Source organism: Polaromonas sp. (genome assembly GCF_012927415.1).
In the GTDB taxonomy this organism is placed as follows: domain Bacteria; phylum Pseudomonadota; class Gammaproteobacteria; order Burkholderiales; family Burkholderiaceae_C; genus Polaromonas.
In genome coordinates, this window is record NZ_JABBPF010000117.1 from 1 (window position 1) to 9672 (window position 9672).

At 57.9% G+C, this 9672-nt stretch carries 12 protein-coding genes; 5 read left to right on the top strand and 7 right to left on the bottom strand.

Annotation, left to right across the window (positions count from 1 at the left end; translation table 11 throughout):
* Window positions 1–615 (bottom strand): peptidogalycan biosysnthesis protein (locus HHJ19_RS11360; RefSeq protein WP_296907333.1); only part of this gene is annotated, 615 nt, incomplete at its 3' end.
* A 37-nt stretch (window positions 616–652) separates the two neighbouring features.
* Between HHJ19_RS11360 and HHJ19_RS11365 the strand changes: the two genes are divergently transcribed.
* Both HHJ19_RS11365 and HHJ19_RS11370 read left to right on the top strand, forming a co-directional pair.
* Window positions 653–2350, top strand: coding sequence for an NAD+ synthase (locus HHJ19_RS11365; RefSeq protein WP_296907336.1), 1698 nt, complete (start codon window positions 653–655; stop codon window positions 2348–2350).
* An 88-nt stretch (window positions 2351–2438) separates the two neighbouring features.
* Window positions 2439–2777, top strand: a complete 339-nt coding sequence (locus tag HHJ19_RS11370; RefSeq protein ID WP_296907337.1) for a P-II family nitrogen regulator — start codon at window positions 2439–2441, stop codon at window positions 2775–2777.
* Between the two features lie 107 nt (window positions 2778–2884).
* On the opposite strand, the gene HHJ19_RS11375 is transcribed toward HHJ19_RS11370, so the two are convergent.
* From HHJ19_RS11375 to HHJ19_RS11400, 6 genes are all read right to left on the bottom strand, one after another.
* Window positions 2885–3505 carry a TIGR00730 family Rossman fold protein gene (locus HHJ19_RS11375; protein WP_296907340.1) on the bottom strand — a complete coding sequence of 207 codons (621 nt, stop codon included), beginning with the start codon at window positions 3503–3505 and terminating at the stop codon, window positions 2885–2887.
* A complete protein-coding gene (locus HHJ19_RS11380; RefSeq protein WP_296907343.1) occupies window positions 3502–3960 on the bottom strand; it encodes a diacylglycerol kinase in 459 nt (152 codons plus the stop codon). The genes HHJ19_RS11375 and HHJ19_RS11380 overlap by 4 nt, the downstream gene beginning before the upstream one ends.
* Window positions 3961–4003: 43 nt before the next feature.
* Window positions 4004–4543: an RDD family protein gene (locus HHJ19_RS11385; protein WP_296907346.1), complete on the bottom strand. Its 540-nt coding sequence runs from the start codon at window positions 4541–4543 to the stop codon at window positions 4004–4006.
* A gap of 92 nt (window positions 4544–4635) precedes the next feature.
* Entirely contained in the window at window positions 4636–5355 is a 720-nt protein-coding gene (locus HHJ19_RS11390) for a DUF3106 domain-containing protein (protein WP_296907349.1), read from the bottom strand.
* A gap of 8 nt (window positions 5356–5363) precedes the next feature.
* Window positions 5364–5810: a DUF3619 family protein gene (locus HHJ19_RS11395; protein WP_296907352.1), complete on the bottom strand. Its 447-nt coding sequence runs from the start codon at window positions 5808–5810 to the stop codon at window positions 5364–5366.
* Window positions 5807–6373 carry an RNA polymerase sigma factor gene (locus tag HHJ19_RS11400; RefSeq protein ID WP_296907354.1) on the bottom strand — a complete coding sequence of 189 codons (567 nt, stop codon included), beginning with the start codon at window positions 6371–6373 and terminating at the stop codon, window positions 5807–5809. Before HHJ19_RS11400 ends, HHJ19_RS11395 begins: the two co-directional genes overlap by 4 nt.
* Before the next feature lie 341 nt (window positions 6374–6714).
* Here HHJ19_RS11400 and HHJ19_RS11405 point away from each other — a divergent pair, with 341 nt between their 5' ends.
* From HHJ19_RS11405 to HHJ19_RS11415, 3 genes are all read left to right on the top strand, one after another.
* Entirely contained in the window at window positions 6715–8493 is a 1779-nt protein-coding gene (locus HHJ19_RS11405) for an acetolactate synthase 3 catalytic subunit (protein WP_296907357.1), read from the top strand.
* 104 nt (window positions 8494–8597) lie between these two features.
* On the top strand, window positions 8598–9089 hold the full coding sequence (ilvN, locus tag HHJ19_RS11410; protein ID WP_296907359.1) for an acetolactate synthase small subunit: 492 nt from the start codon (window positions 8598–8600) through the stop codon (window positions 9087–9089).
* A gap of 67 nt (window positions 9090–9156) precedes the next feature.
* Window positions 9157–9672, top strand: a 516-nt coding sequence (locus tag HHJ19_RS11415; RefSeq protein ID WP_296907362.1) for an NAD(P)-dependent oxidoreductase, incomplete at its 3' end; no start/stop codon positions are given.

Here is a 9672-nt window from a genome sequence, read left to right on the forward strand (position 1 = left end):
GCCGCCCCCAGGAGGAACAGCCCCCCCGGGGGGCAGCGCAGCACGCGAAGCGGCAAGCGTGGGGGCAATATTCGTCCAGTGAAACTGCACCGTGTGGCGCAGCATCAGCCCCGCTTCTTCGCACGCTGCCACGTCGGCTTCACCGGCAAACAGCAAATGCAGCGAAGACAGCTTTTCTTCTTCGCACCAGGCCAGCAGCGCCTTGACCAGCAAGAGGCGTTCTGCCGCGTTGCGCGCCAGCAGACGTGCGCCTGGCACGGGCGTGAAGGGCACTGCCACCACGGCCTTGGGGTAGTAGTGAAGGCCGTGCTGCTGGTAGGCGTTGGCCCAGGCCCAATCGAACACGTATTCCCCGTAGGAATGGTCCTTGAGGTAAAGCGCGCAAGCAGCGGCCAGCGTGCCGCCCAGCCAGAGCGTGACGAAGCGCGGCGTCCAGCCGGTTTCTGGCGTGGCGCTACCGCTGCCGTGCAGGGCAGCCAGATATTCGTGGCGCATGAAAGGGTTGAGCGTGCCGTTTTGGCTTTGCGTGGCCAGGAGGGCGTTCCACGCGTCGGCATTCACCTCCAGCGGCGAATTCAGGATGCGGATGACATAATCATTTGACTTATTTTTCACGTCGTGTTCGTGTGTTTTTTTGGGGTTCAATTTCTTCATGCCACTCAAAATCTGCGTTGCCCAATTGAATTACTGCGTGGGCGACATGCCGGGCAATGCGCAAAAGATCATTGACGCGGCGCGCACTGCCTATGCCGACGGCGCGCGCCTTCTGCTGACCCCTGAGCTGGCAATTTGCGGCTATGCGGCCGAGGATCTTTTTCTGCGGTCATCGTTCATTCAGGCCTGTGATGATGCCGTGAATCAGGTGGCCCGTGAGTTGGCCGGGTTAAAGGGCTTGACGGTCGTGGTCGGCACGCCAACACAGGGCGACAACGGCAAGGGCTTGCGCACCAGAAGCGTGGCGGTGCAGCAGCGCCATAACGCGGCCAGGGTCCTGCGTGAGGGCCGTGTCATCGAGAGTTATGCCAAGCGCGAACTTCCCAATTACCAGGTGTTTGACGAGCGCCGCTATTTCACGCCGGGGCAGGGCACATGCGTCTTCCAGGCCACGGGTGATGAAGCGGGCGACCAAGCCGTCAACGTCGGCCTGATGATTTGTGAAGACGCCTGGTTTGAAGAGCCGGCGCGGCTGGCCAAAGAGGCGGGTGCCGAGCTGCTGGTGGTGATCAACGCCTCGCCGTTTCATGTGGGCAAGGGCGGCGAGCGCGAGATGACGATGCGCGAGCGCTGCCTGGCGACCGGCTTGCCGCTGGTCTATGCGCATTTGGTGGGTGGCCAGGACGAGATTGTTTTTGAAGGCCGCTCATTTGCCCTGCAGGCCGACGGTTCGCTGGCGGGCCGGGCCGCAAGTTTCAAGGAAAATCTGTTTAACGTCCAGGTACTGCGGTCACAGGTAGCTATTAATTTAATAGCCGGCGTGGCGCCTGAGCGGAGTAGCGAGGCCGACCTGTGGGACGCGCTGGTACTGGGCGTGCGGGACTATCTGGGCAAAAACGGTTTTCCGGGCGCGATTCTCGGTCTCTCGGGCGGCATTGATTCGGCTTTGGTGCTGGCGATCGTGGTCGACGCGCTGGGCGCTGACAAGGTGCGCACGGTGATGATGCCCTCACCCTACACGGCCGATATTTCGTGGCTGGACGCGCGCGAAATGGCCGGACGCATGCGGGTAGCGTACGACGAAATCTCCATCATTCCGCAGTTCGAGGCTTTCAAGGCGTCGCTGGCAGGCGAATTCCAGGGCTTGAAGGACGATACGACCGAGGAAAACATCCAGGCGCGCATTCGCGGCGTTTTTCTGATGGCGCTGTCCAACAAGTTCGGCTCCATTGTGCTGACGACCGGCAACAAGAGCGAAATGGCAACCGGCTACTGCACCCTGTACGGCGACATGGCGGGCGGCTTTGCGGTCATCAAGGATCTGTTGAAAACGACGGTGTTCGAGCTGGCGCGCTGGCGCAATGAAAACGACCCTTATGGCACGGGCAGCCAGCCGATTCCCGAGCGCATCATCACGCGCCCGCCCAGCGCCGAACTGCGCCCCGACCAGACCGACCAGGACAGTTTGCCACCCTATGAAGTGCTGGACGCCATCCTGGCGCGCTACATGGAAAACGACCAGAGCGTGGAGAGCATTGTGGCTGCCGGATTCGAGCGGGCAGTGGTTGAGCGCGTGGTCCGGCTGATCAGGCTCAACGAATACAAGCGGCGCCAGGCGCCGGTTGGCATACGCGTGACACACCGTAGCTTCGGCAAAGATTGGCGTTATCCTATTACCAGCAAATTCGGGGCATGAACTCGCGTCTAGCAACCCATAAGCGCTGCATGGCAGACCGCAGCCATAATTCATTATTCAGACCTTAGACCTTCCGGAGAACTTTTTAGTGAAACAAATTACAGCCGTCCTCAAGCCCTTCAAACTGGAGGAAGTGCGCGAAGCGCTGGCCGAATGTGGCGTCACTGGTCTGACCGTCACCGAGGTCAAGGGTTTTGGACGCCAGAAAGGGCACACCGAGCTTTACCGCGGGGCCGAGTACGTGGTCGATTTTTTGCCCAAGGTCAAGGTCGAAGTGGTCGTCAAAACGGTCGACGTGGATCGCTGCGTCGAAGCCATCGTACGCGCGGCCCGCACCGGCAAAATCGGTGACGGCAAGATTTTCATCACCAGCGTGGAGCGTGTGGTGCGCATCCGCACCGGGGAAGAGGACGAATCTGCAATTTAGGGGTCCGCGTTGCCACTTGTGTACAGCCCCTGAAAGGTTGGACTTCCTTGTGGTAAGTGCGCGTTTCGTTGAAGGCCGACTGGGCCCTAAAACCCGCTCATACCCACTTAAATCTGGTCAAGGCGCCCGGTGAGTGACGCAGTGCCAGCCGCCTGAACCAGCGCTTCGATTAATGACGCGGCGTCTTCGCCCGTCCGCATCAGGTCCATTTGCCATTCATTCATGAAACCGGTTTTTACCGCCGAGTTCAGGAATGTCAACAGGCTGTCGTAAAAACCGCCCATGTTGAGCAGGCCTATCGGCTTGTTGTGGTAGCCCAGTTGGCGCCAGGTCCAGACTTCGAAAAATTCTTCCAGCGTGCCGATGCCGCCGGGTAGCGCCAGAAATGCGTCTGCGCGCTCGGCCATGATGCGCTTGCGCTCGTGCATGTTTTCCACAATGTGGAGTTCGGTGCAGCCGGTGTGCGCCCATTCCTTTTCGACCAGCGCCTTTGGGATGACGCCGATGACCCGGGCGCCTGCGGCCAGCGCCGCGTCCGCCATGATGCCCATCAACCCGTTGTGGCCGCCGCCGTAGACCAGCTGGCCACCGTGCAAGCCTATCCAGTTGCCCACCGCCTGTGCCGTTGCCGCGAATTCTGCGGTGTTGCCAGGGCGAGATCCGCAGTAGACGCACAGTGAAAATGCGGGGCTGACGGCCTCGGCCGCGTTGCCTGCTTCGGCCATCATGGCGCAAACCTTTGAAACAAGGCCAGGATCCAGGTGCCTGCGCAAAGCAGCAGGCTGAGCAGGACTGCGGCACTTCCCATGTCCTTTGCCCGCTTGGAAAGGTCGTGCCACTCGGGGCCGATGCGGTCGATGGCAGTTTCTATACCGGTGTTGAGCAGCTCGACAATCATGATGAGAACGACTGTGCCGGCCAACAAGACGGTTTCAACCCAATCGCTGCCCAGCCAGAATGCGGCGGGAACCAGTACAAGAGAGGCGAGGGCTTCCTGGCGAAAGGCTGTTTCATGCCAGCCAGCGTGCAGGCCAGCCAGGGAGTAGCCCGTGGCATGCCAGACGCGGCTCAGGCCTTTGCGATTTTTTTGCGGGTTAACCAGCTCATCACACGGCGGCTGTCGGTCGGTGCTGTTTTGCGGGGAAGCGGATCCAGCAGCGGGAAATGGAACTTGTTCTGGCATGGATGGTATTGTCTCGCAGCACCACGGCTGCTTGATGTTAGGGCTATTCGGGCGCAATGCCGGTGCCGGGCTGGCGCTGTACCTTCGCGGGGGCAACCCAGCTGATCAGGCGCGTGCCAGCCCAGTGATCGTGCCAGAATTGCTGCTGCGGATGAAAACGGGCCAGAACGGCCCAAACGGCTACCCAGCCCAAGGTCAACAAGGCACCTTCACGGCCCGAAAGACCCAGCAACCAGGTTACGACCAGAGGCGGTAGAAACCACAACCAGCTCAACAGGTAGCGCAGCAGGGCACGTTGCTGCGTGATGGCTGCGCCGCGAACATCAACCACACGGATATTCCAGGTTTTCATCGCCAGCGTCTGGCCTTTGGCCCAGAACCAGATGAAATAAATGCCAAAAATCACAAACACAAAGGCTTGCAGGGCGTGGCGGTTATCCAGCGCGTTGCGGGTCTGGCTGAGGGTACTGAAAAGATAGCCGGCAATGAACACCACGCCAAACATCAAAATGCCTTCGTACATCCAACACGCCATACGTCTCGGAATGGAGGGTGTCGATTGATTTTGGGTACTGGAAACCATCAATTTTTGCCCTATGCACTAAAGTGGGCGCTGGTGAGAAATCAGCGCGGGTGGAGCCAGAAATCCCGGACCAGCGAAACGCCGTTCCAGGTTCAGCGCAGGGGAGGCGCGCTGGCACCTTCGGCAGCGCCGGGACCCGCAGGCGAAGCAGCAGGCTGGATGGCCGCTGCGGGTTGGGATGGTCCTATTTTAGATGCTGGCTCGGTGCTGCCAGACTTCTTGGGGAGAGCTGGAGGAACCATGACAAGTTTTTGCGGCGCCACGGGCTTGACCGCTGTGGCGGCTCCACTCGGGCGAGGGCTCGCCTTGGCTGCCAGGTTTTGCTTTTCTTCAGGGCTAAGGGCCTGATAGGCCTGCCACTTGGCATTTTTTTCTTCGGGTGTCAACTGCCGGGAAAACTCTTTGGTTTTGCCAAAATTCAGCCGCGCCTGGGCACGTTGCTGGGGGCTAAGCGTGACCCACTCGTTCATGCGGCCGTTCAGTGTGGCTTGCTCCTCTGGCGATAGCGTGCTGTAATTTTTGGAAATTTCCAGCCATTTGCGCTTTTGCGGCTCACTGATGGTGTTCCAGTTTGACGCCAGTGGAGCGAGTGCCTGCTTTTGAGCCGGACTTAATTCAGTCCAGCCGGGCCGGGAAACCGCCTTGACCGCTGGCAAGGAGGCGTTTGCCCCAGCCGGCGAGCTTGAAGGGGTTGCGGGCCTGGGTGTCTGGGAAAAACTGGCGGAGTTCCAGAGCAGGCTAGCCAATACCACCCCCAGCGCCCAGCCAGCCGGCGACCGGCGACGGCGTGGCGGAGCAGAGAGAGGTGTCACGGGCAGGCTCATTGGACGGTCGTAGCCTGACGCGTTGCCTTGAGAAACTGGACAAAACCCGGATCCGCAAACGCCGCCGGGGGCAGCACGTCGGTCAGCAGTGCCGAGTCAACTTCCGCCAACTCCTGGGTCCGGTTGTCATCCTGAATTGAATTGATGGCCAACATGCCGACCACCAGCGCAATTAGTGGCAGCACCGAGCCAATACGACCCCACCAGCTCAGGCCTTCTTCGGAACCCCAGGTCAGCGCAGCACTGCCGCCGGCGTTGATCACATTTCCAGCCGTTTGGATTTTTGCAATCTTTCGTTTGGAAACAGCCTGCGCACGGGCGGAGCGCAAACGCTCGGAAACGTCGTGGGGAAAGTCTGCCGTCCCCGCCGACAGATACGACACTGTCTTTAGGCCAAATCGGTCTTGGAGGACATCGGCCCTTTTTTGGGGTGAATTCATCATAGTTTTATCCCTTTAGCGCTCAGTGCTTTACTGAGGGCGTGAACTGCACGAGAGCAGTGTGTTTTGACGCTGCCCTCTGAGCAACCCATGGCAGCAGCGGTTTCAGCAACATCCATTTCCTCCCAGTAACGCATCAGAAATGCTTCCCGTTGACGACCCGGCAGCTCCTTTATCTCTAGTTCGATCTCATGCAATATCTGGGCCCGCTCAGTCGCATCCTGGGCGCTTTCAGTTCCTTCGGAGTTGGTCAGGCTCTCTAAAGTTTCCAGCAAGTCGAAATCTCCGTCCTCGCCGGGCGTGGCGAACTCGCTCATGTTGGAAAAAAGTGCATTTCGGGTCTTGCGGCGGCGAAACCAGTCCAGCGTGGTGTTGGACAGAATTCGCTGAAACAGCATGGGCAACTCCGCAGCAGGCTTGTCGCCGTAGTGCTGCGCCAGTTTCATCATGCTGTCCTGAACGATGTCAAGTGCAGCTTCTTCATCCCGGACGTGATAGATGCTGCGCTTGAAAGCCCGTTTCTCAACGCTTTTCAGAAAGTCGGAAAGTTCTTGTTCTGTTGCCAACGGTGTGGGATTCCGGGTTGTCCAGCGGTTATTTGTTGTGGTTTTCTATCGCCGTGCAGATGCACAACATGCAGCGGACAGATAGTTCAAAGCCAAAAAATTATCGCATCACCCGTTTTTGGGTCTTTGCGGCTCTGCCTTTCCTGTCTGAGCGGCTGCCTTTTGCCTCTGTGGTCACAGTGGTGCCATAATACTTCTTGCTTATTAAAAGGCAAACGGGTCATGGCTCGGCGGATTATGTTTTCGCTTATGGCTTTGGCCTCAAGTCTCGAAGCTGCTTCACAAGAGCGGGCCAAGAGGCACCCTAGGTATTTCGTTAGAGAAATTCACAAAGGTTCATCATGGAAATGTCAAAGGCGGAAATCGCTTCCGCAGCAGCAGCATCTGCTCAATCAAATTCTCAGGAACTTCGGGGTGCTGAAATCCTCGTGAAGTCGCTTCAGGCCGAAGGTGTCAAGTACATCTGGGGTTATCCGGGCGGTGCGGTTCTGCATATTTACGACGCTTTTTACAAGCAGGATTCAATCCTGCACGTGCTGGTCCGGCATGAGCAGGCGGCAGTGCATGCCGCTGATGGTTATGCGCGCGCTACCGGCGATGTCGGCGTGGCGCTGGTTACTTCCGGCCCCGGCCTGACCAATGCCGTGACCGGTATTGCCACCGCTTACATGGACAGCATCCCGATGGTCATCATCAGCGGCCAGGTGCCGACTGCGGCGATCGGTCTTGATGCTTTCCAGGAATGCGATACCGTCGGCATCACCCGACCCATTGTCAAGCATAACTTCCTGGTGAAGGACGTGCGGGACATGGCCGAAACCATGAAAAAGGCTTTTCATATTGCCCGCACTGGGCGGCCTGGTCCCGTTGTGGTGGATGTGCCCAAGGACGTCTCCTTCAACAAGACCTTGTATGCCGGCTATCCCAAGAGCATTGAAATGCGCTCCTACAATCCGGTTCGCAAAGGCCACGCCGGGCAAATCCGCAAAGCCTTGCAACTGCTGATGACGGCCAAGCGGCCCTATATTTATACCGGCGGCGGCGTGCTGCTCAGCAATGCTTCGCAAGAGCTGCGTACCCTTGTGGATATGCTGGGTTATCCCTGCACCCATACGCTGATGGGTCTGGGCGCCTATCCGGCCAGCGACAGAAAATTCCTCGGCATGCTGGGCATGCACGGTACGCTGGAAGCCAACAACGCGATGCAGAATTGTGACGTCTTGCTGGCGGTCGGCGCGCGTTTTGACGACCGCGTAATTGGCAATCCGAAGCACTTCGCCCAAAACGAGCGCAAGATCATTCACATCGATATCGACCCGTCGAGCATCTCCAAGCGCGTAAAGGTTGATATTCCAATTGTGGGCGATGTCAAGGATGTACTCACCGAGCTGATCTCCATGATTCGTGAGTCGGCCCTGAAGCCTGACGCCGATGCGCTGGGTAGCTGGTGGAACACGATCGACGAGTGGCGCTCGAGGGACTGCATGAAATACAGCCTTGGCACCGGTGATGTGATCAAGCCACAGTATGTGGTCGAGACACTCTGGAACATGACCAAGGATGCAGACACCTATATCACTTCGGATGTGGGACAGCATCAGATGTGGGCCGCACAGTATTACAAGTTTGACGAGCCGCGCCGCTGGATCAACTCAGGCGGTCTGGGCACCATGGGCGTGGGCATTCCCTATGCCATGGGCATCAAGCTGGCCAGGCCTGACTCGGAAGTTTTCTGCATTACCGGCGAAGGTTCGGTGCAGATGTGCATCCAGGAGCTTTCCACCTGTCTGCAATACAACACGCCGATCAAGATCGTGTCGCTTAACAACCGCTACCTTGGAATGGTTCGCCAGTGGCAGGAAATTGAATACGCGGGCCGCTACAGCAGCAGCTACATGGACGCACTGCCCAATTTCGTAAAGCTGGCTGAGGCTTATGGGCATGTCGGCATGCTGATCGAAAAGCCGCAGGATGTGGAGCCGGCACTGCGCGAGGCGCGCAAACTCAAGGACCGCACTGTGTTCATGGATTTCCGTACCGACCCTACCGAAAATGTCTTCCCGATGGTGAAGGCTGGCAAGGGCATCACGGACATGCTGCTGGGGTCTGAGGATCTCTAAGCCGGCAGAACTCGTTTATCAACCGTCAAGCTGACGAATCTATTGCCTGCCGAGCCTGCGCATTACCGTGCGCAGGGGAGGGTAGCGAAAAGAGGAATCTTTCTATGAAACACATCATTGCAGTTTTGCTGGAGAACGAGCCAGGCGCGCTTTCTCGCGTCGTTGGCCTGTTCTCGGCCCGCGGTTACAACATCGAAAGCCTGACCGTTGCGCCGACGGAAGACCCGACCTTGTCACGCATGACCATCCAGACCTCTGGTTCGGATGACGTGATCGAGCAAATCACCAAACATCTGAATCGCCTGATTGAAGTAGTGAAGGTGGTTGACCTGACCGAAGGTGCGTACACAGAGCGAGAACTCATGATGGTCAAGGTGCGCGCGGTCGGCAAGGAACGCGAAGAAATGAAGCGCATGGCTGATATATTTCGCGGGCGAATCATTGACGTTACTGAGAAGAGTTACACGATTGAATTGACGGGCGATCAAACCAAAAACGATGCGTTTCTGGAAGCGATTGACCGCAGCGCCATTTTAGAAACTGTTCGAACCGGTTCAAGCGGCATCGGTCGTGGCGAGCGGATTCTGAGGGTTTGAGATGTCCATAATCCGTGTAACGGAGCTGGCATATTTTGTTTTATTGCTGATTATTTAGGAGTGACAGATGAAAGTTTTCTACGACAAGGATTGCGATTTGAGCCTCATCAAGGGCAAAACAGTGGCCATCATTGGTTACGGTAGCCAGGGTCACGCACACGCGCAGAATTTGAATGACAGCGGCGTCAAGGTTGTCGTTGGTCTTCGCAAGGGCGGTGCTTCCTGGCCAAAGGTGGAAAAAGCGGGCCTGAAGGTGGCTGAAGTCGCCGATGCTGTGAAAGCGGCTGACGTGGTGATGATCTTGTTGCCCGATGAGCAAATCGGCGCGGTCTACAAAAATGACATTGCTCCGAACATCAAGCAGGGAGCTTCCCTGGTGTTTGCCCATGGCTTCAACGTGCATTACGGTGCCGTTATTCCTCGCGCTGACCTTGATGTCTGGATGGTTGCACCGAAGGCACCAGGCCACACGGTTCGCAACACCTACACACAAGGAGGCGGCGTGCCGCATCTGGTGGCGGTGCATCAGGACAAGTCCGGCAAGGCCCGCGACCTGGCTCTAAGCTACGCGATGGCCAATGGC